At 62.0% G+C, this 25,337-nt stretch carries 27 protein-coding genes, 2 tRNA genes and 1 riboswitch; of the genes, 15 read left to right on the forward strand and 14 right to left on the reverse strand.

What is annotated here, in order from left to right; genetic code table 11:
* Positions 1–265 precede the first annotated feature (265 nt).
* Entirely contained in the window at positions 266–757 is a 492-nt protein-coding gene (locus QM596_RS20930) for a hypothetical protein (protein WP_020969946.1), read from the forward strand.
* Entirely contained in the window at positions 754–1,716 is a 963-nt protein-coding gene (locus tag QM596_RS20935; RefSeq protein ID WP_283309870.1) for an HTTM domain-containing protein, read from the forward strand. Before QM596_RS20930 ends, QM596_RS20935 begins: the two co-directional genes overlap by 4 nt.
* A gap of 827 nt (positions 1,717–2,543) precedes the next feature.
* On the opposite strand, the gene QM596_RS20940 is transcribed toward QM596_RS20935, so the two are convergent.
* A tRNA-Ile gene (locus QM596_RS20940) sits at positions 2,544–2,617 on the reverse strand.
* Between the two features lie 177 nt (positions 2,618–2,794).
* Between QM596_RS20940 and QM596_RS20945 the strand changes: the two genes are divergently transcribed.
* On the forward strand, positions 2,795–2,992 hold the full coding sequence (locus tag QM596_RS20945) for a hypothetical protein (RefSeq protein WP_003941659.1): 198 nt from the start codon (positions 2,795–2,797) through the stop codon (positions 2,990–2,992).
* 181 nt (positions 2,993–3,173) lie between these two features.
* Positions 3,174–3,410 carry an HAD-IA family hydrolase gene (locus tag QM596_RS29720; protein ID WP_341464807.1) on the forward strand — a complete coding sequence of 79 codons (237 nt, stop codon included), beginning with the start codon at positions 3,174–3,176 and terminating at the stop codon, positions 3,408–3,410.
* 56 nt (positions 3,411–3,466) lie between these two features.
* Here the strand turns inward: QM596_RS29720 and QM596_RS20955 are convergent.
* Positions 3,467–3,539: transfer RNA gene (locus tag QM596_RS20955), tRNA-Asn, on the reverse strand.
* A 136-nt stretch (positions 3,540–3,675) separates the two neighbouring features.
* Here QM596_RS20955 and QM596_RS20960 point away from each other — a divergent pair.
* On the forward strand, positions 3,676–3,927 hold the full coding sequence (locus tag QM596_RS20960) for a hypothetical protein (RefSeq protein ID WP_003941570.1): 252 nt from the start codon (positions 3,676–3,678) through the stop codon (positions 3,925–3,927).
* A 1-nt stretch (position 3,928) separates the two neighbouring features.
* On the opposite strand, the gene dnaG is transcribed toward QM596_RS20960, so the two are convergent.
* Positions 3,929–5,848: a DNA primase gene (gene dnaG / locus QM596_RS20965; RefSeq protein WP_003941578.1), complete on the reverse strand. Its 1,920-nt coding sequence runs from the start codon at positions 5,846–5,848 to the stop codon at positions 3,929–3,931.
* Between the two features lie 84 nt (positions 5,849–5,932).
* Here dnaG and QM596_RS20970 point away from each other — a divergent pair, with 84 nt between their 5' ends.
* Positions 5,933–7,471, forward strand: coding sequence for a serine/threonine-protein kinase (locus tag QM596_RS20970; RefSeq protein ID WP_502943417.1), 1,539 nt, complete (start codon positions 5,933–5,935; stop codon positions 7,469–7,471).
* A 13-nt stretch (positions 7,472–7,484) separates the two neighbouring features.
* On the opposite strand, the gene QM596_RS20975 is transcribed toward QM596_RS20970, so the two are convergent.
* Positions 7,485–8,783, reverse strand: a complete 1,299-nt coding sequence (locus QM596_RS20975; RefSeq protein WP_021344665.1) for a deoxyguanosinetriphosphate triphosphohydrolase — start codon at positions 8,781–8,783, stop codon at positions 7,485–7,487.
* Between the two features lie 5 nt (positions 8,784–8,788).
* On the reverse strand, positions 8,789–9,478 hold the full coding sequence (locus QM596_RS20980) for a YdcF family protein (protein ID WP_007731109.1): 690 nt from the start codon (positions 9,476–9,478) through the stop codon (positions 8,789–8,791).
* Between the two features lie 69 nt (positions 9,479–9,547).
* Between QM596_RS20980 and QM596_RS20985 the strand changes: the two genes are divergently transcribed.
* Both QM596_RS20985 and QM596_RS20990 read left to right on the forward strand, forming a co-directional pair.
* Positions 9,548–11,614 (forward strand): TPM domain-containing protein, encoded by a 2,067-nt coding sequence (locus QM596_RS20985; protein WP_046378746.1) that lies wholly within the window; start codon positions 9,548–9,550, stop codon positions 11,612–11,614.
* A gap of 99 nt (positions 11,615–11,713) precedes the next feature.
* Positions 11,714–12,451, forward strand: a complete 738-nt coding sequence (locus tag QM596_RS20990) for a polyprenol monophosphomannose synthase (RefSeq protein WP_003944487.1) — start codon at positions 11,714–11,716, stop codon at positions 12,449–12,451.
* On the opposite strand, the gene QM596_RS20995 is transcribed toward QM596_RS20990, so the two are convergent.
* A complete protein-coding gene (locus tag QM596_RS20995; protein WP_283309872.1) occupies positions 12,426–13,232 on the reverse strand; it encodes a helix-turn-helix domain-containing protein in 807 nt (268 codons plus the stop codon). The genes QM596_RS20990 and QM596_RS20995 overlap by 26 nt on opposite strands.
* 137 nt (positions 13,233–13,369) lie before the next feature.
* Here QM596_RS20995 and QM596_RS21000 point away from each other — a divergent pair, with 137 nt between their 5' ends.
* Together QM596_RS21000 and QM596_RS21005 are read left to right on the forward strand one after the other, a co-directional pair.
* A complete protein-coding gene (locus tag QM596_RS21000; protein ID WP_283309873.1) occupies positions 13,370–13,735 on the forward strand; it encodes a nuclear transport factor 2 family protein in 366 nt (121 codons plus the stop codon).
* Between the two features lie 48 nt (positions 13,736–13,783).
* Positions 13,784–14,245, forward strand: coding sequence for a MepB family protein (locus QM596_RS21005; protein ID WP_020969952.1), 462 nt, complete (start codon positions 13,784–13,786; stop codon positions 14,243–14,245).
* Here QM596_RS21005 and QM596_RS21010 read toward each other — a convergent pair.
* Positions 14,220–14,801, reverse strand: coding sequence for a dihydrofolate reductase family protein (locus tag QM596_RS21010; protein WP_019748997.1), 582 nt, complete (start codon positions 14,799–14,801; stop codon positions 14,220–14,222). The two genes, QM596_RS21005 and QM596_RS21010, sit on opposite strands and share 26 nt — an antisense overlap.
* Before the next feature lie 92 nt (positions 14,802–14,893).
* Positions 14,894–16,285: a glycine--tRNA ligase gene (locus QM596_RS21015; protein ID WP_003944491.1), complete on the reverse strand. Its 1,392-nt coding sequence runs from the start codon at positions 16,283–16,285 to the stop codon at positions 14,894–14,896.
* Between the two features lie 198 nt (positions 16,286–16,483).
* Here QM596_RS21015 and QM596_RS21020 point away from each other — a divergent pair, with 198 nt between their 5' ends.
* Together QM596_RS21020 and QM596_RS21025 are read left to right on the forward strand one after the other, a co-directional pair.
* Positions 16,484–16,867 carry an ArsR/SmtB family transcription factor gene (locus tag QM596_RS21020; protein WP_003944457.1) on the forward strand — a complete coding sequence of 128 codons (384 nt, stop codon included), beginning with the start codon at positions 16,484–16,486 and terminating at the stop codon, positions 16,865–16,867.
* An 11-nt stretch (positions 16,868–16,878) separates the two neighbouring features.
* Complete coding sequence (locus tag QM596_RS21025) at positions 16,879–17,310, forward strand: Fur family transcriptional regulator (RefSeq protein WP_020908177.1); 432 nt, start codon at positions 16,879–16,881, stop codon at positions 17,308–17,310.
* Positions 17,311–17,315: 5 nt separating this feature from the next.
* On the opposite strand, the gene QM596_RS21030 is transcribed toward QM596_RS21025, so the two are convergent.
* The 3 genes from QM596_RS21030 to recO are packed head-to-tail and all read right to left on the reverse strand — an operon-like array spanning position 17,316 to position 19,325.
* The gene (locus QM596_RS21030) at positions 17,316–17,738 is read right to left on the reverse strand and encodes a YbjN domain-containing protein (RefSeq protein ID WP_019749000.1); all 423 of its coding nucleotides are present in this window, start codon (positions 17,736–17,738) and stop codon (positions 17,316–17,318) included.
* Entirely contained in the window at positions 17,735–18,553 is an 819-nt protein-coding gene (locus tag QM596_RS21035) for an isoprenyl transferase (protein ID WP_378669511.1), read from the reverse strand. Before QM596_RS21035 ends, QM596_RS21030 begins: the two co-directional genes overlap by 4 nt.
* The gene (gene recO, locus QM596_RS21040; RefSeq protein ID WP_019749002.1) at positions 18,510–19,325 is read right to left on the reverse strand and encodes a DNA repair protein RecO; all 816 of its coding nucleotides are present in this window, start codon (positions 19,323–19,325) and stop codon (positions 18,510–18,512) included. The genes QM596_RS21035 and recO overlap by 44 nt, the downstream gene beginning before the upstream one ends.
* A 96-nt stretch (positions 19,326–19,421) precedes the next feature.
* Between recO and QM596_RS21045 the strand changes: the two genes are divergently transcribed.
* Complete coding sequence (locus QM596_RS21045) at positions 19,422–20,171, forward strand: TetR/AcrR family transcriptional regulator (RefSeq protein WP_007731095.1); 750 nt, start codon at positions 19,422–19,424, stop codon at positions 20,169–20,171.
* On the opposite strand, the gene QM596_RS21050 is transcribed toward QM596_RS21045, so the two are convergent.
* Both QM596_RS21050 and QM596_RS21055 read right to left on the reverse strand, forming a co-directional pair.
* Positions 20,168–21,157 (reverse strand): AurF N-oxygenase family protein, encoded by a 990-nt coding sequence (locus tag QM596_RS21050; RefSeq protein ID WP_019749004.1) that lies wholly within the window; start codon positions 21,155–21,157, stop codon positions 20,168–20,170. The two genes, QM596_RS21045 and QM596_RS21050, sit on opposite strands and share 4 nt — an antisense overlap.
* A gap of 104 nt (positions 21,158–21,261) precedes the next feature.
* Complete coding sequence (locus QM596_RS21055) at positions 21,262–21,702, reverse strand: DoxX family protein (RefSeq protein WP_020908179.1); 441 nt, start codon at positions 21,700–21,702, stop codon at positions 21,262–21,264.
* 138 nt (positions 21,703–21,840) lie between these two features.
* Positions 21,841–21,934: riboswitch (TPP riboswitch) on the forward strand.
* Between the two features lie 17 nt (positions 21,935–21,951).
* On the opposite strand from QM596_RS21055, the gene QM596_RS21060 reads away from it, so the two are divergent.
* Positions 21,952–22,716 (forward strand): 3-oxoacyl-ACP reductase, encoded by a 765-nt coding sequence (locus QM596_RS21060; protein ID WP_502943424.1) that lies wholly within the window; start codon positions 21,952–21,954, stop codon positions 22,714–22,716.
* Positions 22,716–23,996: an LLM class flavin-dependent oxidoreductase gene (locus QM596_RS21065; RefSeq protein WP_019749007.1), complete on the forward strand. Its 1,281-nt coding sequence runs from the start codon at positions 22,716–22,718 to the stop codon at positions 23,994–23,996. Before QM596_RS21060 ends, QM596_RS21065 begins: the two co-directional genes overlap by 1 nt.
* Here QM596_RS21065 and dinB read toward each other — a convergent pair.
* Positions 23,993–25,291 carry a DNA polymerase IV gene (gene dinB, locus QM596_RS21070; RefSeq protein WP_283309877.1) on the reverse strand — a complete coding sequence of 433 codons (1,299 nt, stop codon included), beginning with the start codon at positions 25,289–25,291 and terminating at the stop codon, positions 23,993–23,995. The genes QM596_RS21065 and dinB overlap by 4 nt on opposite strands.
* Between the last annotated feature and the right edge of the window lie 46 nt (positions 25,292–25,337).

Below are 25,337 nucleotides of genomic sequence, written 5' to 3' on the forward strand. Positions count from 1 at the left end.
TCACAGCAGACTGGGGCCAAGCTTGCTGGAAGTTAAGGCGCGGCAAAGCATTCAGGGCACACCGTCCCCCATTCGACGGACCAAAGTCCATTTTCAAATCAACACTGCGACAAGCGGCAATCGCGCAGCTATATTTCGTCGACACTTCAACTACTTTCGGCACATCTGCACGGACGCGCGACAACACCCAATCCCCTCGCTCGGCAATCCCCTCTATTTTTCTCATTCGAAGAAACCGGCACCAGGTGCCAGGAAGAACGTCGACATGCCGGAAACAGAAGCAAAGCGCAGCAATCGGCGACTGATCGCGATCGCAGCACTCGCAGTCGTACTCCTCGTGCAAGGCGCCTACTCGTTCGGTGTCCGCCCTGAGCCGTACCCGACAATTCGCATGCCCAGCTTCGGTGGCGTGCCCAATGCAGACGGCGAGTTCAGTGGAAGTGGCTTGGATATCACTCTCCATTACACCGACGGATCCACGATCAGTCCCAACCCAGTGGATCTCGCCGGCGATATTCGCTACTCATCCGCGAGAGCATCACTCGATTATGCGTTCCGCCCCAGCGGGGCAGGCGACCGCAACACCCGAACCGCGGACCCTGAATTGGTCGAATGGCTCCGAAACCGCAGCGTCGAAGTCGGAAGTGGTGCCATCCCGGACAGTATCGAGTTCTGCTGGCGCAAAACAATTATCGACATCACCGACGGAACCGATGCGTCAACTGACCCGTGCGAAACGACAAGGGTTGATCTATGAGTGCCCGTGCGGGAACTCTGTTGTTCCTGCGCGACCACATCGATCAGTTGTGCGAGGCGTACCGCGGGGATGCGAGGTTCCTCGCTGTCATTCGAATCCTCTTCGCGCTATATGTGATCGCGTTTCCCATCGACTACACGTGGGCGGGCGAGGTTCCCTCGATTCTGTTTCATCCGCAATCCGGTCCGTTCTCCCTGCTGTCGTCACCACCCTCCGAGAACTTCCTCGTCGGACTCGAAGTCGCCCGATTCATCCTGGCGATCGCCATCTTGGTCGGATATCGAACGACAGCCGCGTCCATCGCAATGACCCTCACGCTCATGACCGGCAGCGGGTTGGTCAATTCCTTCGGCAAGGTCGACCACTTCATTCTTTTCGAAATCTTGCCGGTGGCCATGGCAGCCGCTGGATGGGGCGCCGCATGGTCCCTCGACGCACGACGTTCACGCACACAACGCAAAGCACTTCAAACCCGCGGACTGCCCATGCTCATCTGGGCAGTGACGGTCGCCTACGCCCTGTTTACAGCGGCACTACCCAAAGCTGCGTCGGGCTGGCTGAACCCCGAATTGCAGGCAACCCGGGGCTACGTTGCGCGAGACGTCGCTGACCCCACCAAGCTCGGTCCGCTGACCCACGAACTATTCGACATCCATTCGGAGTGGCTATGGAAAGCACTCGACTACGCCACTGTCTTCGCTGAAGGCTGGTTGATCGTTGCCGTGCTCTTCCCTGTCTTGTTCAGAATCGGGATCGTCGTCTTACTCGGGTTTCACCTTGCTGTTTATCTCGCGTTGGGCATCGAGTTCGACAGCTATATCTTCGTGTATCTGCCGTTCCTGTCGGCACCTGCCGTATGGGTCACCAAGCGAGTCCTGGGCAGAAGCCCCGATATCGGTAGAACGTCGGCGCCGGAAACTCCACGTCAAGTGTCTCCGGCCAGTTCGGACGCACCGTAAATCTAATATCCGGGAGCGGACCTTTCCGTCACAGTTCGTGAGTGCCCCAATCACAGGCAGGCGATCCCCAGACTCCCTCAACCTGGGGATCAAACAAACCTACTGTCTCCCAATGAAATTCCGAGAACTTCTACATTCACTGACATTCGGTTCGCAGACGGGCGCCCTAATCGCCAATTCGGCGCCGCCATTCGGACCCCACATCGCGTGTTGAGGGCAGTCGAGCCGCGGGGGGTCGGCTCGACTGCCTGCACTTACACCAGGCGAAGATGGTTTCTTGCCAGCTATCTGCTAAACCAGCGTGCGTCGACGCTCAGGGGGTCACTGGAACGCATCGTCGTCACCTGTGGGCCGGGCTCGCGCCGGCAGGTACAGACAATTGTTCAGTGACCCCTGAGTTCGATCGTCGAAATCACCTTCGATCGCCGTGCGTAAGTACATCTAGAGCGTGACACTTCGGCTGGTTGAGCACATACGCTGAAATACCTGGATAGGTACCTGCTTTTCCTTCGTCTTCCGAGTGGTCGCTGTCTCGGTCACGTCCAGAAGCGTTGCACATCCGACACTGTCGGGAAATTGGTCATCTGGATCCGAGACTTTCACCTCATCTGCGATCGACGATCATGATGCGACGATTCCTTGTGTGACCACGAACGCTCGACTCAGACACAACCGCAGGCGCATTGCCAGGCGATTCAATCCCAACAACGTGTGGGCAACTGTCCTGGTGATTGCACTTTGCGCACTAGTCGCCTTGGCGATCGTCTGCAGCATGATTTTCGACAAAAATCATTGGGGCTGACCCGCGGGCTCACGGCACCTGAACGTGGGGCGGGCGGGGCTCGAACCCGCGACCAATGGATTATGAGTCCACGGCTCTAACCGACTGAGCTACCGCCCCATCCGGATGCGATGCATCGCGGCGAATCCGAATGTTACCGGCACATCCGACGCGGATCACAATCGGGCAGGCGGTGACGCGTTGCACTCTTTCGAGTCGAGTCTTCCAAGGTTGGTCGGCACAGGAGCGATGAGCCGATACCGTGGGAGTGCACACCCCACGGAACAGGATCACCACATGAAGCTTGCACTGACCGAATTCAAGAACTCGAAGGCCACGATCCGGATCATCATGTCCGACGGCGCGAAGCTGAACGGCACCGTCACCGATTTCACCGAAGACACTCTCGTCCTCAATTCTCCGAATGGTGTCTATTACATCAACCCCAGCCACATCATCCGGCTGTTCGAGCCGTCGGATCGCGCAGCGAAGTAAGCGCACCCGTCAAACAGTTCGACGGTTCCACCGAAAGCCCGACGCAGACACTTGCGTCGGGCTTTGGTGTATCTGTCGCCAATATCTACGCGTCGCGTTCACGGGTGCAGCGGCCATCGGCGTCACTGAAAACGACAATGGGCCTGTCCTGTTGGCCGCCATCGAAAGTGTTGTAACTCCAGTGGCAATCGACGAGCATGTTTTCTCCTGCATGCTCGGAGCTACCAAACCCGACCCTGCGGCCTTCCTGGCTGCGCTGGAGTTTCTCGATGCGCGTCCACAGCAGACCTTCTTCGTCGACGACAACCTGGTGAACGTCCTCAGCGCTCGACGGCTGGGAATTCGCGCAGAACAAGCAAACAAGGCGGCAGACGTCGAATCGGCACTTCGATCGGTGGACCTGCTGCGAGCGCACTAGGTCAGACGAATACAAGAAAGCCCCCCACCCGATTTCTCAGGTGAGGGGCTTTGCTGCTCCCCCGGCTGGACTCGAACCAGCAACCGTCCGATTAACAGTCGGAAGCTCTGCCAATTGAGCTACAGGGGATTGTCTTGCTCGCTTCGCCCGTTCCGGCGTTGCCTGAGAAACTGTAGCGAATCCTCCACCGAAGTACCAAATCGCCTGCCCAGCGAGTCATCAGGCAGGATGGAGTCAGGACGATCGGTGCTGGAGGGAAGCAGGAATGATGCGTTTGTTGATCGGTGTTGCAGCTGGGTACGTCCTGGGAACCAAAGCGGGCCGCGCACGATACGAGCAGATCAGCCGGGCCGCGAAGGCGGTGGCCACTAGTCCGGCCACCAAGAAGGTGTTGGACGCGTCACGGCAGAAGCTGGCCGACTCACTGAGTACTCAGCCCAAGCTCGAGCCGATGAAGCCGATCAACGAGGAGACCACGATTCTGGTCCCCCACGACCAGTTGAAGAAAAACCGCTAGGTCAGACGCTTTGGTCGCCGACAGCCTGCTCACGCAGCTGTCGGCGATACTGCTCCAGCGCCACGAGGTCTCCGAACAGTGAGTTGTACTCCTCGGGGGCCGCAGCAGGTGAAACGCGCTGAAGCTTGGATTTGAGGTCGGCAACCTGCTCGCCCACCCACGCTTCCTGCAGTCGTGCGAGCACTCCGTTGATGTAGCGCGGAACCGTGTCTTCGTCGCACGGCATCGGTTCGACGGCCAGCTCAGATACAACCGAGGCCACCGTCATGTCCTCGACGCCCTTGGTGACGACTTCGATCCACTCGGCGCCACCGAGCCCCTTGCTCGTTCCACCGGCGTCAGCCATTGCCTGTCTGATGACAACGTAGGCGGGGTGGGTGAATGTCTCGGGAGGCAACGAGTCGAAGACACTGCCGGCGATGCCAGGGTGCTGCAATGCGGCCTTGAGGACAGCTCGCTGCGTCGAGAGCGCCGGATCGTTGGGCCGGGGCCTGGAAATTCCGATCGGCAGCGCGAGCGCATCGGCAGCAGGTGCCTCGACAACCTGACGACGCTTGGGCGCCGGCGAAGATCCGCGCGTCGACGCCCGTTTGCGAGCTTCGTCACGCACTCGTCGTCGAACCGAGGGAAGATCGTCCCAACCGACCCATCCGCACAACAGATTCGCATAGCTGTCGCGCAGAGTTGATTCCTTGATCTGCGCAACGACGGGGACGGTACGACGCAGTGCCTCGACGCGACCTTCAGCGGTCTCCAGATCGTGTTCGGTGAGGATGGACTTCACCACGAACTCGAACATCGGAGTGCGCCGTGCCACGAGGTCGCGAACGGCGGCGTCACCAGACTTCAGACGCAGATCGCACGGGTCCATTCCGTCGGGCGCGACGGCGACGAACGTCTGCCCGGCCATCTTCTGATCACCCTCGAACGCCTTCATCGCAGCGGCCTGCCCTGCGGCATCACCGTCGAAGGTGTAGATGATCTCACCGCGAAAGTAGCTGTCGTCCATCAGGAGTCGGCGGAGCATCGCAAGGTGCTCCTCACCGAAGGCGGTTCCACACGAAGCGACGGCGGTCTTGACGCCGGCCAAGTGCATCGCCATGACGTCGGTGTAGCCCTCGACGACTACCGCCTGGTGCCCCTTGGCGATGTCGCGCTTGGCGAGGTCCAAGCCGAACAGGACCTGAGACTTCTTGTAGAGGATCGTTTCCGGCGTGTTGACGTACTTACCCGGCATGGTGTCGTCGTCGAAAAGCTTGCGGGCACCGAAGCCGATGACGTCACCGGCGACGCTGCGGATCGGCCACAGAAGACGGCGATGGAACCGGTCGATCGGACCTCGTCGCCCCTCTTTGGACAGCCCGGCTGCTTCGAGTTCCTTGAATTCGAAGCCCTTGGACATCAAGTGTTTTGTGAGAGTGTCCCAACCTTCGGGCGCGTATCCACACCCGAACTGCAGTGCCGCTGCACCGTCGAAGTTTCTCTCGGTGAGGTAGTCTCGCGCCGCCTGGGCATCGGGTTCGCGCAGACGAGCAGCGTAGAACTCCTGAGCCGCCGCGTTTGCCGCGATCAAGCGTGCACGAGTGCCGCGATCGCGCTGAACGGAAGGCCCACCGCCCTCGTACGAAATCGTGTAGCTGAGCCGATCAGCCAACTGCTCGACAGCCTCGACAAAGCTGATGTGATCCATCTTCTGCAGGAACGAGTACACGTCCCCGCCCTCACCGCAGCCGAAGCAGTGGTAGAGGCCGTGGTTGGGTCGCACGTGGAACGACGGCGACTTCTCGTCGTGAAAGGGACACAGACCTTTGATCGAATCGCCACCGGCACGCTTGAGTGAAACGTATTCACCGACGATGTCCTCGATGCGAGTGCGTTCGCGAATGGCCGCGATGTCTCTGTCAGAAATTCGGCCCGCCACGTACATCAGTCTAGGCGGTCCCCCGGCACCTCCTGACAACGATATGTTGATGGCCGACTCTGCACCGCAGCGATGGGACCGACGATGACTGAAAACGCCTCGAGCTCGCACGAAGGGCGATCAGGAACCCGATTCGGCGTGTACGAGTTGCGTCGCCGCCTCGGCCGAGGCGGAATGGGTGAAGTGTACGAGGCGTACGACACCTCGAAGGATCGCCTGGTCGCACTCAAGTTGCTCCATCGCGAACTTGCGGCCGACCCGTCATTCCAAGCTCGTTTCCGCCGAGAATCTCGCACCACCGCCGCCTTGAACGAACCGCACGTGATCCCGGTACACGACTGGGGCGAAATCGACGGAGTCCTCTTCATCGACATGCGTTTGGTCGAAGGTCATACGTTGCGCGCCGAGTTGGCCGAATTCGGCCGACTCACGCCTATACGAGCCGTCGACATCGTCTCGCAAATCGCCTCGGCGTTGGACGCCGCACATGCCCGCGGGCTCATCCATCGCGACGTCAAACCAGACAACATCATTCTCACGAACAACGGCTTCGCCTACCTCGTCGACTTCGGAATCGCATACTCACAGACGGACACGAAGATCACCACCGAGGGAAGCGCAGTCGGTTCCTATGCGTACATGGCGCCGGAGCGGTTCGGAATCGAAACGCCGACGGCCGCAGCGGATGTCTATTCCCTGGCTTGTGTCCTCTACCAATCACTCACCGGAACAACACCTTTCAACACCACAAGCATCGAGCATCTGGTCAATTCGCACCTGAACGCTCCGCCGCCACGCCCCACGCTGACGGTTCCATCGCTCCCGCAAGGTTTTGACGCCATCGTGGCTCGCGGCATGGCAAAGGATCCCGCACACCGCTATCCGACTACGGGAGCGCTCGCACTCCAAGCGCGGCAGGCCCTCTCGACGACCGACACCCCCGGTGCCGCCGGCAAATTGCACCCCACGATCGTCGCGCCGCCCATCTACACCACGGCGAATCCCGCTCACGGGAACTACACGCACATCGCGACAAAGACCAAGCGAAACCGAGCCCCGATCGCGATCGGTGCGGCTGGAGTTGCACTCGTTCTGGCCGCAGGAGGCACGGCGGCCTGGGTGATGCGGGGGAACTCGGGACCCGAATCACCCACCACTGCAGCAGCTTCCATCGCCACGTCGGCACCGGCACCCACTCAGGAGCCGGCCAGAACGCCGAAGCTCGAGCCGCTACCCACCGCCGGACTGCAGGCGACCACGACCACCCGGGCGTCGAACCCGGGCGCGAGAAATGGCGACCTCGGGGTCAGCAAGCCGATCACCGTCCCCTCATGCAAAGGAACCGGAATCGTGGTGTTGGCCAATGCCACCGATCCGGCAACGTACGCCAGCGAGATCCAGAACTACCTCGACGCGTTCCCCGGCTCGAAATACCTACGCACCGACCAGTCCTGCCCGTCACTGCGTCAAGTCTCCGATTCGGGGACGGCGATCTACACGGTGTATCGCGAATCCGGGAACACCGAGTCGAAGATCTGCAAGGACGTTCGCGCAGCAGGCGGCGACGCTTACGGCAAGTGGCTCGATACCACTACCGACCCGTCGACGCGGATGACCTGCTGAAGGCGTAAGCGGCTCAGCCCCAGCTGGCCTGCGCGCCCAGGCTCGCTTTGTCCACCCGTTCCAGCCGACTCTCCGTGTACGACGCGATCTGATCCACCACTACCCGGACCCGAGCACCGTCGTCCGCGGCGCGTTCCCACGCGGGCAGCAGGATCGGATCGAGCCCGGCCGGCGCAGTCGCCAGCAGCCATTCCGCGACGCGATGAACACGATCACGCTGCCGATCCTGACGCGCCTTGTGTCCGGCGTCGGACATCACGTAGTACAGCGCCACGGTCTTGAGCAACGCCACCTCGGATGCGACGGCCTCGGGTATGTCGAGGTCGGCTTGATACCGCGAGAGGGGTCGGTCACCGTGTGTCAGCCGGGTGCTGGCGATCGCCGCGGTAGCGAAGCGACCCACCAATTCACTCGTGAGATTCTTCAACGCGACGGAACTTCCGAGTGTGCCGTCGAAACTTCCGACCCCGCGTACGACGGGGAGTTCGGACAACCGTTGAGCGGCGTCGATCAGATCGTCGACTACCAATCCCCGAAACTCGGAGGCCCCCAGTTCTGCCAGTGCGCGCTGCTCGGACGGATCGGCAAGCGAGCGAAGGTCGATACGGCCTGCGATCACCCCGTCCTCCACGTCGTGCACGGAATACGCGATGTCGTCGGCCCAGTCCATGACCTGAGCTTCCAGGCATTGCCGACGCTCGGGCGCCCCGTCTCGAACCCAGGCGAGCACCTCTGCGTCGTCGTCGTATGCCCCGAACTTCGCGCCGGGCTGCGGCCGGGTCCAGGGGTACTTGATGGCTGCGTCGAGTGATGCCCTGGTGAGATTGAGGCCGGCACTCAGACCGTCGGGGCGTAGGATCTTGGGTTCGAGGCTGGTCAATATCCGCAGATTCTGCGCGTTGCCCTCGAAACCTCCGCAGTCCTTGGCGACTTCGTCCAGGGCCTTCTCGCCGTTGTGACCGTACGGCGGGTGCCCGATGTCGTGCGCGAGACCGGCGAGGTCCACCAGGTCCGGATCGCAACCGAGTCCGTCGGCGATCCCTCGCCCGATCTGTGCGACCTCCATCGAGTGCGTCAACCGCGTGCGAGGTGTGTCACCGTCGCGCGGGCCGACAACCTGGGTCTTGTCGGCCAAGCGCCGCAAAGCCGCGGAGTGTTGGACACGCGCCCGATCTCGCGAGAAGTCCGAACGATGCTGCGCCGCTGCGATCTGCGAACCCGGCAACCCCGCACGCTTCGGCGCCTCGACGACACGACGTTCGAGGTCGTGTTCGGAGTAGGTGCCGCCTCCGTAGGTGGTGTGAGCTGTCATGGTCTCTATTGCCCTGCCGTGTAGGGGAAGTCTGCCGAGAAGTGCGTGAGCTGATACCAGAGCAGCGCGCCGGTTTCGCGAGCGATTCCGTGCAACTGGGATTCGCGGGTGAAGACAGCCGGGCCCTGACGAGTAGGTGCGGTCCACGCCTGGAGTCCTGTGTCGCGGGCCATCGTCCGCGTTCGCAAGGAGTGCCACGGGTCACTGACCAGGACAGCGGAATTGATTCCCTGCGAGGACATCTCGGCGCTCACCGCGTCGATACTGAGAAGTGTGTCCGAACCGGTCTCCACTGCGGTGATCGCACTCGACGGAATTCCGCGATCGGTCAGATACATCTTTCCCGACGCCGCTTCGGTGTACTCGTCACCTTCTTGTTTACCGCCGACAGTAATGATCTGCGGCGCCACTCCGCGCTTGTACAGCTTGTACGCCTGCTCGAGTCGGGCCTCGAAGACGGACGACGGAGTGCCGGAATACTGAGCCGCGCCCAGAACGACTATCGCGTCGGCCGGCCGCGTGTCGTCGATGCGCGCCACCTGCCACACCCGGAACGCAGTACCCCCGACCAGAACCACGGCCATCAACACGGCACCGGCGATCAGTCGGCGCGTCCAGCGAGCCAATCCTGCCCCGAAGCCGCCCGCCCGTGAGGGTGATGGGTCGTGGGGGCGGTTACCGAAAGCAGGTTTCACTCCCGCAATTCTGCCAGTTCGCGGCGATCACCTCCGATGCCGACGCGCCACAACGGATAGATTTGCGTCATGGCCCTCGCACCACACTTCTCGCAGTTGTCCTCGGTAGAGCAGAGTCGGACAATCACCCGACCCGTTCGCCGTCGGGGAAGCGCCGCCGCCGTCGCTGCGATTTTCGCTTTGCTGGCGCTCGTCTTCAGTCCTGCGCTCGCCTCGGCAGACGCCCCGATGGTGTTGCCGAATCACATCACCGACACCTCCGGGGTTCTCGACGCCGGGCAACGCAGCGACATACAAGCCGCGATCGATCAACTCAGCGAGGACCACCAGATCGATCTGTGGGTCGCGTTCGTCCCCGATTTCAACAACCTGGGTGGCCAGGCGTGGGCACAGCAGACAGCCACGAAGTCGACGCTGAGTACCAAGTCCGTCCTGCTTGCAGTTGCCACGGCGGAGCGTGCTTACTACCTCGACGTCCCCGCTGAGCTGAGCAACATCACCGATTCCGACATCGAATCGATCAATTCCGACGCGGTGGAACCGGCTCTTGCCGAGGATGATTGGACCGGCGCGGCAATTGCCGCAGCTGGAGCACTCGGCGACGCGAACAACACGAGCGGCGGAATGGGAGTCGGAACACTCCTCATCGCGGGCGGCGCTGTGGTGGTCGGGACGGGCGGCGTGGTCCTGTACTCACGTAAACGCAAGAACGACAAGAACAAGGCAAGCGTCGAAGCCGCGAAGAACATCTCCCCCGACGACATCGCCAGCCTCAACGCACTCCCGCTGCCTACGCTCGACGAACGCGCGAAGGAGATCCTCGTCGAGACGGACAACGCGATCGCCGGCAGCCAGGAGGAGCTCGATCTGGCCCGCAGCGAGTTCGGAGATTCCGCCGTCGCACCCTTCTCGGCAGCATTCGACAAGGCCAAGGCCACCCTCGCCGAAGCCTTCGCGATCAGGCAGCGACTCGACGACGCCATCCCGGAAACTCCCGATCAACGCCGCCAGATGCTGATCGACATCATTTCCTCGTGCGGTCGAGCCGACCAAGAACTCGAAGCTCGCGTCGAGGAGTTCGACGGGCTTCGCGACCTTCTCATCAACGCCCCCGCACGTCTCGATGCGTTGACGCAGAGTGTTGTTTCTCTCAGCGTGCGCTTGCCCGAATCCGAGGCGATTCTGACCAAATTGAAGGATCAGTTCCCCGCGCCGACGCTGGCATCTGTCGTGAACAACGTCACGATGGCCAGCGAACGCCTGACGCTCGCCGAGAAGTCGATCGAGGAAGGCCGCGATGCCACCGCGCTGCCGGCTGGTAAGCAAGGCGCTGCCGTCACCGCGATTCGCACTGCCGAAGCGGCTCTCGATCAGGCACGCAAACTACTCGACGGCGTCGATCACGCCGCCGACGACATCCGAAACGCCATCGCGACTCTTCCGTCCGCGATGGACGACGTCCAGCAGGGCATCACTGCTGCGGACGCTTACCTGGCGCAGGGCGGGCAGAAGTTGGCGGACGCGAAGGCCGCAGCCCAGGCAGCGTTGGCGAATGCTCAGACGTCGAAGGACAGCGATCCGCTGACAGCCTTCAACCAGATCGTCGCGGCCGACGCCCAACTCGACGCACTGCTTGCCGACGCTCAGGAGCAGAAGCAGCAGCTCGAACGTGCACAGCAGCGCCTCGCCCAGGACATTCTGGCCGCACAGGCTCAGGTGACCGCTGCAGGCGACTTCCTCGGAACCAGGCGCGGCGCGATCGGGGCGGAGGCGCGCACTCGCTACGCGGAGGCTCAGCGGCACCTGCAGGCGGCCCAGCAATTGCAGGCTTCGGATCCGTCGAAGGCACTGCAACACGCCCAGGCCGCGACAACCTTGGCGACGCACTCACTTCGCGCCGCGCAGAACGACGTCAACACCTGGGAAGCAAACCAACGACCCCGCGGTGGCGGCGGCGATGCGACGGGAGCGATCCTCGGCGGCATCCTGATCAACAGCATTCTGCGAGGTGGCGGCGGGCCCCGCTCGTACGGCGGACCGAGCAGCAGCGGACGCTCCGGTCGCGGTGGCGGCGGCGGTGGTTTCGGCGGTGGCGGCGGCGGCCGAACCAGTCGAGGCGGCGGCGGCCGGTTCTGACGGATCCCGTCGAGGTAGTAAAATCCCTACTTTGTTCACGACCGCACTCGTCGTACGCTTCATCCGGCAAGTCGGGATCACAGATCATACGAAGGTGTTATGGAAAGCGTCGCCCCGCAGATAACCGTCGTTGTACCTACATACAACGAGCGTGAGAACCTGCCAAAGCTCGTCGATCGCCTCGCCGCGTTGAAGATCCCGAACCTGCACGTCCTCGTGGTGGATGACAACTCCCCCGACGGCACGGGCGAGGTTGCGGACAAGTTGGGTATCGATGGTCCCATCCCGGTCGGAGTGCTTCACCGCACGGTCAAGGACGGACTCGGCCGTGCTTACGTCGCGGGCATGAGCCGGGCTCTGGCGGAGAACGCCGACATCGTCATTCAGATGGACGCGGATCTCTCCCATCCGTCCGAAGCGATCCCCGCCATGATCGAGATCCTCACCACGACCGATGCGGCAGTCGTTCTCGGCTCCCGTTACGTCGAGGGTGGCGCAGTTGCCGGCGACTGGCCGTGGCATCGCAAGGCTTTGTCCGCCTGGGCGAACTTCTACGTCAACGCCATTCTGCGACTGCACGTCAAGGATGCAACTGCAGGCTTCAAGGCGTGGCATGCAAAGACCTTGCGCGACATCGACGTCGAATCGGTGCAGAGCAACGGCTACGCGTTCCAGGTCGAGATGAACTACCGAGTTGTTCAGCGCGGCATGAAGATCGCCGAAACGCCAATCCGCTTCGAGGAACGCACCGAAGGTGTCTCCAAGATGAGCCTCTCGGTTCAGTTGGAGTCCGCTCTGGTGCCGTGGAAGCTCAAGTTCGGCAAGAAGTCTCTCTGACCTGCGCGGCTGATCGAAAATAATCGGCGGTCTGCGTGTCCGACGGGTAGAACGACTCAATCGCGATCTCTGCAAGCGTGACGTCGCGCGGCGTACCGAACACGGTGGTGGTGCTGAACATCGCCAATTCGGTATCGCCCGCGCGTACGCGCAACGGAACCAGCAGGGCATTCGCGCGGTCGTCGTGCCAGTCTCCGCCGCTCGGGTAGGTGCGCAACTCGTCGAGCAAGGACGCCAACTGCGCATCCGCACTGACCTCCACTTCCCGCGCCAACCTGGCGAGCAGGTGGGTCCGCCACTGCGCGAGGTTCACGATCCGCGGCGCCATGCCCTCGGGATGCAAGCTCAAACGCAATACGTTCACCGGTGGTTCCAGGAGGAATTCAGCGGCGCCCTCGGTCAGAATTCTCACGGCCTGGTTCCCGGCGATCATCTCCCATTGCTGATCGACCACCACGGCCGGATAAGGGTCATGCGCGTCGATGATGCGATCGATGGCCTCGCTCACCGCTGACATCGGCGCTTCCGCCAACGATTTTTGCGAGTACTCCGGCGAGTGGCCACTTGCCAGCAGAAGCGTGTTCTGTTGCCGTAGAGGAACATCCAGGCATTCGGACAGGTGAAGGATCATGTCCCGGCTAGGTTTGGAGCGGCCGGTTTCGATGAAGCTCAGGTGCCTGGTCGACACTCCTGCCGCTGCCGAGAGGCCCAACTGAGTGAGCCTTCGCCGCTCCCGCCACCGCTTGAGTTCGGTGCCAACGTCCATCGTCTCGAAGGTCATTCTTTCAAGTTAGCGACCCGAGGTAGCCGAGACCATGACCTCGGAGGTAATCGACCCGAAGCAGTTTCGGAGGAACAGTGGTCTCAGCCGGCGAGACCGCCGGATGTTCACCACCGGAACTGATCAAGGGAGCGACCATGAGCGACTTCGACGCAATCGCCGACGCCTATATCGACATGTGGAACGAAACAGATACCACCGCCCGTAGAGCACGGATCGAGCAATTGTTCGCACCCGGCGGCCGCTACACCGATCCGCTCGCGGACGTCACCGGACACGATCAGATCGACGCGATGATCAACGCTGTGCAGCAACAGTTTCCGGGCATGCACTTCACCCTCATCGGACCGGTGGACGCGCACCACCGACAGGCTCGATTCGGTTGGGCTCTCGGCCCGGCGGGGGCCGAGTCACTGATCGACGGGTTCGACGTACTCGAACGCGACGACGACGGCCGGGTGACGCTTGTCCTCGGGTTTCTCGAAAAGGTACCTACGGCCTGAATCGGGACTACCACCGACAGCGTTCGCCACGAAGGCTGTCGGTGGTCCGTGGCATCATCGTTGCCGATGAACGCCGACGGATTTACCTGGTCCACACCGATTCCCGAGTCCGAGGGTGCTGAGTACGGCGCTCACACGCTGACCGTCAACGGCCTTCCCTCCGTCTATCGATCCGCCAAGACGACGCCGACCAAGCTCGGTCAGTTCGTCACGCTGTGGCGCCGTTCCGAGGCCGGGCCCATCCGCCCCTTCGACACCAGCGACGGCGTCGCGCTGTTTGTGGTGAAGGTCTACGACGAAGAACATCTGGGTCACTTCGTCTTTCCCACCGAAACCCTCGTCGAACACGACATCGTGTCGACGAACTTCTCGGGCGGCAAGCGCGCTATCCGGGTCTATCCGCCCTGGGTCACGCCGACCAGTGTGCAAGCCGTCAGAACCCAGCGCTGGCAGAAGCAGCATTTCGGCGAGTTCCCTGATGTATTCAACTCACCTGATACGTCGCGATGATGACGCCTGTTGTCGTAGGAACACTTTCGGTGAGGGTGAACTGAGCGAGCGCAGCACCGTCGGGGAACAATCTGCGCCCGGTTCCGAGAACCAGCGGATGAATCAGCAGAGTGTAGGTGTCGACGAGACGCCGTTCGGCCAATGACGTGATCAAGTCGCCACTGCCCAGAATCACCAGATCCGGGCCATCGCTTTCCTTCAGCGCGGCGACCGCGTCGGCGGCATCGCCTTTCAACACAGTCGAGTTCTTCCACGGCAGCGGTTCACCCAAAGTCCTTGACGCTACGTACTTCTGCGTGTTGTCGAGCACCTCGGTAAACGGATTGTCCGTCTGAAACGGCCAGTACGAGGCGAAGTTCTCATAGGTTCGGCGTCCGAAGAGCAACTCTGATTTCTTCGCCATCCCCTCCCCCATTTTCTGTGCCATGACGGAATCGTTGAAGGGTGCCGCCCATCCACCGTGCTCGAATCCGCCACGACGGTCTTCGTCCGGCCCGCCAGGTGCCTGCATGACACCGTCGAGAGTCACGCTGTTGGTCACGCTGAGTTTTCTCATAACTTCGATCCTGCGCCTGAAGATCCACCATGGAAAGAGAAAACGGGCGGTCCTTCTCGAATGAGAAGAACCGCCCGTCAGCTTCGAACGAATCAGGAACCGATCAGCCGCGCAGCCAGGTAGCTTTCCACCTGATCGAGGGCGACGCGTTCCTGCGCCATGGAGTCACGCTCACGCACCGTCACAGCCTGATCTTCGAGAGTGTCGAAGTCGACCGTGATGCAGAACGGTGTGCCGATCTCGTCCTGGCGACGGTAACGACGCCCGATGGCACCGGCGTCGTCGAACTCGACGTTCCAGTTCTGACGCAACTGCGCCGCAAGATCTTTTGCCTTCGGCGTCAGATCCGCATTGCGCGAGAGCGGCAGCACTGCGGCCTTGACGGGAGCGAGTCGACGATCCAGTCGCAGCACCGTGCGCTTGTCGACGCCGCCCTTGGAGTTGGGAGCCTCGTCCTCGGTGTACGCGTCGACCAGGAAGGCCATCAGCGAACGCGTGAGACCTGCCGCCGGCTCGATGACGTACGGCGTGTACCGCTCGCCCGTCGTCTGGTCGTAGTAGTTCAGCTCGGTGCCCGAGTGCTTGGAGTGCGTCGAGAGATCGAAGTCGGTACGGTTCGCGATACCTTCGAGCTCGCCCCATTCGCTGCCCTGGAAGTGGAAGCGGTACTCGATGTCGGTCGTGCCCTTCGAGTAGTGCGAAAGCTTTTCCGGCGCATGCTCGTACAGCCGCAGGTTGTCCTTGTTGATGCCGAGGCCGGTGTACCAGTCCAGGCGGTAGTCGATCCAGTACTGATGCCACTGCTCGTCCTCGCCCGGCTTGACGAAGAATTCCATCTCCATCTGCTCGAACTCGCGGGTGCGGAAGATGAAGTTGCCCGGGGTGATCTCGTTACGGAAGCTCTTGCCGATCTGACCGATGCCGAACGGCGGCTTCTTACGCGAGGTGGTCAGCACGTTGGCGAAGTTGACGAAGATGCCCTGTGCGGTCTCGGGGCGAAGGTAGTGCATGCCCTCTTCGCTCTCGACAGGGCCGAGGTACGTCTTGAGCATCATGTTGAAGTCGCGCGGCTCGGTCCACTGGCCGACGGTGCCGCAATCGGGGCAACCGATGACATCCATCGAGACGTCGTCCGGGTTGTCGAGCTTCTTCTTCTCCGCGTACGCCTCCTGCAGGTGATCCTGACGGTGACGCTTGTGACAGTTGAGGCACTCGACGAGCGGGTCGTTGAAGACACCGACGTGACCGGATGCGACCCACACCTCGCGGGGCAGGATCACCGAGGAGTCGAGGCCGACGACGTCCTCGCGGCTGGTGACCATGTTGCGCCACCACTGACGCTTGATGTTCTCCTTGAGCTCGACACCCAATGGGCCGTAGTCCCATGCGGACTTGGTACCGCCGTAGATCTCACCGCACGGGTAGACCAGGCCTCGCCGCTTGGCGAGATTGACAACGGCTTCGATCTTGGACTTGGGTGCCACTCGATTGCTCTCCATCTGGGTAATAGATGCATGATTTTCGTGCGCTTTTCGCACCATCAGCCTATCTGGCGGCTGCCACGCACTTCCGTCCAAGGTTGACATGCATACTTGTGCATATCAAAATGAAAGTGATTTGCAATAATGTGGTGAGATGGCTATGCCCGGACATCATGATCTACCCCTCGAAGGAGCCTCGCTGTGAGCATTGCGGATACCGGCGATCTCCACAAAAGCCATGATCATTCCGACCTCGGACACACGCACGACCCGTTCGAAGCCGCACCCCCCGCGCCCGTGCCGCCCAAGGAAACTTTGGCGGCCGCCGGCGAAATTCTGCGGGCGCTGGCTGCACCCGTTCGCATCGCGATCGTGCTTCAGCTCCACGAGTCGGAGCGTTGCGTTCACGAACTCGTCGGCGCTCTCGGCGTCACTCAGCCACTCATCAGCCAGCATTTGCGCGTTCTCAAAGCAGCGGGCGTCGTCCGCGGCGAACGCAACGGACGAGAAGTTCTCTATCGACTCGTCGACGATCACCTCGCACACATCGTCGTCGACGCTGTCGCCCACGCCGAAGAAGGATGAGATTCCACCGCATGAACACCCCGGGCAGTACGACCTCGAAACGTGGACCGGCCACCGTCGGCGTTCGTTCCACGAAACAGCGCAGCGCCATCTCCGCCCTGCTCGACGACATCGACGAATTCAAGTCGGCACAGGAACTGCACGACGAACTGCGCAAGCGCGGTGAAGGGATCGGCCTGACCACCGTCTACCGCACGCTGCAGGCACTGTCCGACGCCGGAACCATCGACGTCCTGCGCACCGACACAGGTGAGTCCGTCTACCGACGCTGCTCCTCCGGACACCACCATCACCTGGTGTGCCGCAACTGCGGATTCACCGTCGAGGTCGAGGGCCCGACGGTCGAGCAGTGGTCACAGACCATCGCCGAGGACAACGGTTTCACCGAAGTGAGTCACACCGTCGAGATCTTCGGCACCTGCCGCGACTGCGCCGCCAGCTGACAGCGTCAGGGAATCAAACCCTGACGCGCAGTATCGGCGCCGGTCAGCGCGAGTAGCAACATCGTGGTCAGTGCCTCGTCGTCCAGTCCGGCCGCCGGGAACGTGTATCGCAGGATCACGTCCGCCAGACTGCCGTGGCCGAATACCGCGATCGAACCGAATTGGATGGTCCGGTTCCGCTCGGCCACCTTGCGATGCAGTGCCGCGCTGACCGGTCGGTCCCACGCGAGGACACACGTCATGGACAGCACGTCCAGACCCTCGGACAAATTCATCGCCTGGATCGAGCACAGCGCGCCGGAGTACTGGAAACCAAGCGAGCCGTCCGCAGCCACATCGACCGTCACGAAATGAGCCAGCGAGGCGGCCGCGCGTTCTTGTAGGCGGGCTGCTTCGTCGGTGGTGTCGGTCATGTTCTCCCCTGTCATTTGACGCCACCGAATCTACGGTCGCGTGAGGCGTATTCGACGCAGGCGGCCCAGAGATCGCGGCGGTCGAAATCGGGAAACAGCTTCTCCTGGTACACCATTTCGGCGTAGGCGGATTGCCAGATCAAGAAATTGGACGTCCGCTGTTCCCCCGACGGACGCAGGAAGAGATCGACGTCGGGCATGTCGGGCTCGTCGAGGTACTTGGCAACCGTCGCCTCGGTGACCTTGTCCGGATTGATCTCACCGGCCGCGACACGCTTCGCGATTTCCTTTACCGCATCGGCAATTTCGGCCCGCCCGCCGTAATTCACACACATGGTCAAGTTCATGACTGTGTTGTTCTTGGTCAGTTCTTCGGCGATCTCGAGTTCCTTGATCACACTGGCCCACAGGCGCGGCTTACGACCGGCCCAGCGAACACGCACACCCATTTCGTTCATCTCGTCGCGTCGGCGGCGGATGACGTCACGGTTGAAGCCCATCAGGAATCGAACCTCGTCGGGACTGCGCTTCCAGTTCTCGGTGGAGAATGCGTAGGCGGAGAGCCACTCGACACCCATCTCGATGCACCCGCACACCGTGTCCATCAAGACCGCTTCACCGCGTTCGTGCCCGGCGGTTCGCGGCAGACCGCGCTCCTGTGCCCACCGTCCGTTGCCGTCCATCACCAACGCGACGTGGCGCGGGATGAGTTCGGTTTGCAGGATCGGCGGGGTCGCCCCGGACGGATGTGGGTCCGGTGGCCGGATCACCCGTTCAGCAGCAGGATCAAGCGGAGTTCGCGGTTCGCGTCGTCGAATCACGGGTTCCATCCTGCCTCACGGACAAGTCGACCTCGACGGCTGCATGCGGCCTCGAACGCTCGATCAGCGGCAACGTCCGCAATTGACGCTCGAGATGCCACTGCAGGTGTGCCGCGACCAGTCCGCTGGCTTGCGTCCGCAGCGTCGCGGGCGCCGAATCGGTGCCCTCCCACTCCCCTCGGAGCAGGGCTTCCATCAAGTCGAGCACTCCGGGCGACGGCGTCGCAGCACCCGCCGGGCGGCAGTAGGTACAGACGGCTCCGCCTGCGGCGACATGAAATGCACGGTGCGGTCCCGGAGCGCTGCAGCGGGCGCACTCTTCGAGGGCAGGCGCCCAACCCGCATAGCCCATGGCTCGCAACAAGAACGCGTCGAGCACGAACTCGACCGGCCGCGCCTGCTCGGCGATCGCACGCAGTGCTCCCACCGTCAATCGCTGAAGCTGCGGGGCCGGCGCGCGTTCCTCGCCGGCCAACCGCTCGGCAGTCTCGAGTACGGCGCAGGCCGTGGTGTACCGGCTGTAGTCGTCGACGATGTCAGTGGCGAAGGCATCGACCGTCTGCACCTGAGTGATGATGTCGAGATTCTTGCCCGGAAGTAGTTGCACGTCGATGTGAGCAAACGGTTCGAGTCTGGCACCGAATTTGGAGGTGGTCCGGCGGACACCTTTGGCCACGGCACGTACCAACCCGAACTGACGGGTGAGCAACGTGACGATGTGGTCGGCTTCGCCCAGTTTGTGCAGGCGCAGCACCACCGCCGTGTCTCGATACAACCTCACTCGACCAGTGTCCCACGTTGTACCGACGACCGATCCCGATGCCGCGCCCGATGACAAGTCGGAAATACGGCGGGTCCGTCCGGATAGACTGGCCCGATGCCGAGCGACGCAATTGCGCAACCTGTCACTGCAGAGTTGACCGGTCGCGAAGCGCGGTGGGAGCGACACAACTCCGAGCGTCAGAAACGGATACTCACCTCGGCTGTCGAACTGATCGAAGAGCGCGCGGCAGGTGCCGAGGTGTCCGTCCAGCAGATCGCCGACCGTGCCGGCCTCGCCAAGTCGGTGGTGTACCGACAATTCAGCGGCCGAGACGACCTCGATCGACGAGTCCGAGCGTTTGTGCTCGGCCAATTTGCGGCGGCCCTGGATGCGTCGATGAGCATTTCGGTGGGCACTCTCGACCAGATCCTGACCCGAACCATCAGCGCCGTCGCCGAGTGGATCACCGAGCATCCGCGGATTCACGAGTTCATGGGTACCGGCCCCACCGACTACGACGACGAGAGCATCGACGCGATCAGCAGTCTGAAGGCGACAATCGCGGACTCGGCCCGCACCACTATCACCGAAGTCGGTCGATCCGTGGGGATCGACTCCTCACCCTTCGATTCACTACCGTTCGCAGTGGTGACAATGGTCGAGGGCACGCTCACCCACTGGGTCCGAAGCACCGATCCGAAACCGAGCCGCGAAGAGATCGTCGCCGACCTCGCGAAATACACCTGGTACATGTTCGACGGCGTTGCACGCTCGAGCGGGCTACAGATCGATCCCCATGTCGAATTGTCCACGCTCATAGCCGAACTGGTGTCCTCCGACGGAGGAACTTCGCGGCCGGACTAGATCCGGGTCTTGTCGGAACGCTTCGGCTCGCCGCGGTAGCGGGCGTAGTCGCCGTCGATGCGCAGCTTTCGCCACGCACGCTTCGACACCGGATTCATCAATCCGAGTTCGTCTGCCAGGGCTCGCATTTCACCGAAGTAATTACCCAGGATGCGGCGTGAATGTGGGCTCCCCCAGAAGGCGCTCTTCATCACCTCGTCCGGGATTCCGAATTCTTCGGCGAATTCCTTTGGCGGTGACATGATTTCGCCCGCAAGCCAACGCATCGTGCCGGGGAAGGCGACCGATGTGATGGCTCGACTCGTACGACTGAGTCTGGGGACGTGATTGCGCAGGAACTCGTGAGCAAACGAGATGTGTCTCGCTTCTTCGGCGATGTGAATCTCCATGGTGCGGAGCATCGCCGGCGGCGTGTCCTTACCCTCGCGGATGAGATCCTTCTGGAAGTGGTCGATCGGTTCTTCACCAGCCAGAATGCCGATGAAGAAGATGACCGGGAACTTTGCTCCCAGCACTCCGATGATCGGCGACAGCCGCCGGAACATCGGACGCATACCCGGTACGTCGATGTCCATACGATTGACGAGTTCTTGGAACATCTGGATGTGATTGCACTCTTCGGTCATCTCGTGCAGGCAGTACCGGAACTCAGGCGACTGGTTGGGTAGCGCCATGATGTATTGCAGCATTCCCCGGATCAAGATGCTCTCGAATGCCGAACCCACCTTGGTCACATTCGCCTGACGCCACATTCCCATGGCGATTCGACGCTCCAACGACTGATCCTGGTACCACTGCGTCGCTCCGAGCGGATCCGACACGGATGAGAGCACCCACCTCGGATCATGCGGATCGATCGCGAACTCTGGTGAATCCCAGTCGATGTCGAGATAGGGATCGAAACTGCGGGCAACTGAGCCCTCGGACAAAGTCTGCAGTACCTGGCGGTACGGCTTTTCCACTTCGATCGACGCTGACCGAGCCATCGGTGTCTCCTCACGGCCAGTCCGTCGATTGGAGTCGACGGACTTGAATGAGGTCAAACATAATGGGACACCGCGTCCCACGCAACCCCTTCAGGGGCCTGATTTCAGGCCCGCCGCACCGGGATGATCTCGCGAACCTTCTCGTCTCGGAGATACAGACCCGCCCACATGACGATTCCGGTATAGACGGCAAACAGTGTCGTGCTCAGCAGAGGCTGTTCCGCTCGAAGGTTGGTCAACACGGCTCCGCCCAGGTAACCGGTGAGCAGAATCGCGCCGAGTATCGACGTGCGCGGAATCACGTACAGCGCAAGGCAGATCAGTTGCACCACCCCGGCCGTCAATGCCAGCGAGTCCGGCAACCCAAGTTCGGCGGAGGCGTCCTTGACGGTCTGAAGGTTGAGAATGTGAATGATGCCGTCGAAGAGCATGAAAACGACGAACAGCCCACTCAGGACGTATCCGACCTTGCGAGCCGTGGCCGAAGGTGTCGTCGTCGTGGCGTTACCGGAAACAGTTTCGTTGTGGACGGGCTGGGTGGTCATCGGATTCTCCTGGGGCGAAGGCGAGCGGCCTGTTGCCACTTCGCTTGCAATTACGACTCCCGAGCGATCGAAAACTCATCGCGCCGACCGTTACTGCACACCCGGCGTTCAGGACGATTCACCTCACGTGGTCTGATGGACGGTGACACGGGGTGCCGAAAAAGTCGGCTGAGATCAGACCCGATGAACCTGACCAGTTAGCACTGGCGGAGGGATGTCGACATGACCGAACAGCAATTTCAGCGCGCATTGAACCTCGACGAGCAGATCGTTCTGATCACCGGTGGCGCCCGCGGGCTCGGCGCCGCACTGAGCCGAGCATTCTTCCGCTCGGGCGCCCGCGTAATCGTGAACTACAACAAGAGCCGCGATGCCGCCGAGGCCCTGGTCGCCGAACTGGGTGAGGATCGCACCTTCGCAGTCCAGGCGGACGTGACGGACCGCAGTTCCGTCGACCAGTTGTTCTCCGCTGCACGCGAGAGATTCGACGCACCGATCTCGACCGTGGTCGACAATGCACTGGTCGACTTCTCGTTCAACGGCGATGCCCGGCCGAACGCGGACACGATCACCTGGGCCGACTTCGACTCTCAACTACGCGGAGCTGTTGCCGGAACACTCAATACCACCCAGGCAGGACTACCAGGCATGCGCGAACTCGGCTTCGGCCGAATCATCACTGTCGGAACCAATCTGGTCCAGAATCCGGTAGTTCCGTACCACGACTACACCGCTGCCAAGGCCGCACTGTTGGCACTGACACGGACGCTGTCCGCCGACCTCGGTCCGGACGGGATCACAGTCAACATGGTCTCCGGCGGCTTGCTCCGCACCACCGATGCGAGTGCCGCGACACCGGAAGCAGTGTTCGACATGATCGCGGCAAGCACTCCCCTGCGCCGAGTCACGACGCCGAACGAATTTGCCGACGCTGCACTCTTTTTCGCCTCCCCATGGTCGCGGGCCGTGACCGGCCAGAATCTGGTTGTCGACGGCGGACTCGTCAAGAACTGATGGGCGCACAGCTACGGATAGGTGCGTTCCTGCTCGGTTGCGGGCATCACAGTGCGGCGTGGCGACACCGCGACTCACCGGTCGAAAGTCTCGGTGACATCACGTATTACGAGTCGCTCGCCCAGATCGCCGAACGCGGCAAGCTGGACGCCGTTTTCTTCGCTGACGGTCACAGTGTTCGAGAACCCGAGTCTGGTGCGTCGTGGTTTCTCGAACCGATCACCGCGTTGACTGCCATGGCACGAGCGACGGCGAACGTCGGCCTGGTCACCACCATCTCCACGACCTTTTACACGCCATTCCACGCGGCACGACTTTTGGCATCGCTCGACCACATCAGCGGCGGACGGGCCGGATGGAACGTCGTGACCTCGATGTTCGACCAGGAGGCGCGCAACCACGGACTCGAGGCGATGCCCGATCACGCATCCCGATATGAACGAGCCGACGAATTTGTCGAAGTGGCCCTCGCATTGTGGGATTCGTGGTCGGAAGACGCGCTGATCCTCGACCGGGCGGGACGTTTTGCCGACGCAGGCAAGATTTCTCGCATCGATCACGACGGCAAGCATTTTCGTGTCGACGGCCCGTTGACGGTTCCTCGATCCCCGCAGGGCAGACCGGTTTTGTTTCAGGCCGGGGCGTCCGAGCAGGGTCGCGATCTGGCTGCGCAGCGCGCCGAGGCGATCTATTCGGTTGCCTACGACCTACCCAGCGCGCAGAGCTACTACGCGGACGTGAAGTCGAGAATCGAGCGCGCCGGCCGGGATTCGAACTCGGTCGCCGTCATGCCGGGGCTGGTCACCTACGTCGGAAGTACTGTCGCCGAGGCACGGGCCAAGAAGGCCGAACTTGATCGCCTGCTGCCCACCGAACAGTCGATACGCCAACTCTCGTTGTTCACCGGACAGGATTGCGAGGACTGGGATCTCGACGGGCCCGTGCCCCCGTTGCCTCCACTCGAAGCATTCAGCGGGCCGCAAGGACGCTACGCAACTATTCTGCGGATCGTCGAGAAGGACGCACCGACTGTGCGGGAACTCCTCGGGACGCTCGCTGCGGGTGGTGGCCACGCAACGATGATCGGCACACCGGAGTCGATTGCCGACGAGATGGAATCCTGGTTGAACGGCCGCGGTGCCGACGGTTTCAATCTGATGCCGCCGACCTATCCGCAGGGCCTGGAAGATTTTGTCGATCACGTGATTCCAGTGCTGCAGGCGCGTGGGTTGTTCCGACGCGAATACGAGGGAGCGACTCTGAGAGAAAACCTCACCTAGTCCGGCAGTAGCGGCACCGACAGGTCCGGATCGCGTCCCAGGAGCACTCCCCTCGTGAGAGCCGCCGAGCCGAACTTCTTCCGGACGCTGTCCATCGCCGAGTCGAGGGCGGCAGTGTCCGGACCCGCGAATCCTGGACCGTCGAAGGGCAATTCGAGTTGTTCGGCGCCGTCCCGATCCAGGTTGGAGACAGCGACACCGATCAACGTGATGCCCTTGTCCGCGATCATCGGTATCGCTTCGTCCAGCAGCACCATCGAGGCGTTCAGCAATTCCGCTGTGTCGGCGGTGGACCGGCGCAGCGTGTGAGATCGAGTTGCCCGCGTGAAATCCGCGAAGCGAAGCCGGAGCGTGACCGTGCGCCCCGTCCGCTGCGCCGAACGCATGCGTCGACTGACACGGTCGACAAGGGACATCAACGACGCATCGAGTTCTGCGCGGGAATGGGATCCGCGACCAAGCGCATGCTGAGCACCCATCGAACTGCGGCCACGATAGGCGCGGACGGGGCGCGGATCTCGATTGTGCGAGAGCGCGTAGAGATGGCGACCGGCGCCGCCCCCGAGAATCGAGACGATCGAGGATTCGTCGTGCCGAGCGATGTCACCCACCGTCACGATGTCGAAGTTTCGCAACTTCTGGGCCGTGATCTTGCCGACGCCCCACAGCTTCTCGACCGGCAACGGATGCAGGAATTCGGTCTCGCCCTCCGGCGGCACTCGCAGCAATCCGTCGGGTTTCGCGAATGCACTCGCGACCTTGGCCAGGAACTTGGTGCGTGCGATCCCGACCGTGATCGGTAGTCCGACCTGCTCAGCCACGTCGCGTCTGAGGTTGGCCCCGATCTGCAGCGGGTTTCCCACGATTTTGGCGAGCCCGCCGACCTCGAGAAAGGCCTCGTCTATGGAGATTCCTTCGACCAGCGGCGACGTGTCGTGAAAGACGTCGAACACGTCTTTGCTCGCCTGCGAGTACGCCGACATTCGCGGGGGAACGACGATCGCCTGGGGACACAGTGATCGAGCCTGACCACCACTCATCGCAGTTCGAACCCCGAACGCCTTGGCCTCGTAGCTTGCCGCCAGGACCACGCCACCACCGACGATGACCGGTCTGCCCGCCAGAGTCGGGTCGTCACGTTGCTCGACCGATGCGTAGAACGAATCGAGGTCCGCATGGAGGATCGTTGCGTCACCCGTAGGTCGACCACCCCCAGAATGATTACCGCCAGAACGAGCACCGCCAGGGTGATTACCTGGCGTTTCTCGAACCAGCGGTTCATGCGACACGAACATATGTTCCCATGCGCCACCGACACAACGAAAGGCCGCAAATAGATTC

The organism is Rhodococcus sp. IEGM 1406 (assembly GCF_030056745.1).
In the GTDB taxonomy this organism is placed as follows: Bacteria; Actinomycetota; Actinomycetes; order Mycobacteriales; family Mycobacteriaceae; genus Rhodococcus_F; species Rhodococcus_F erythropolis.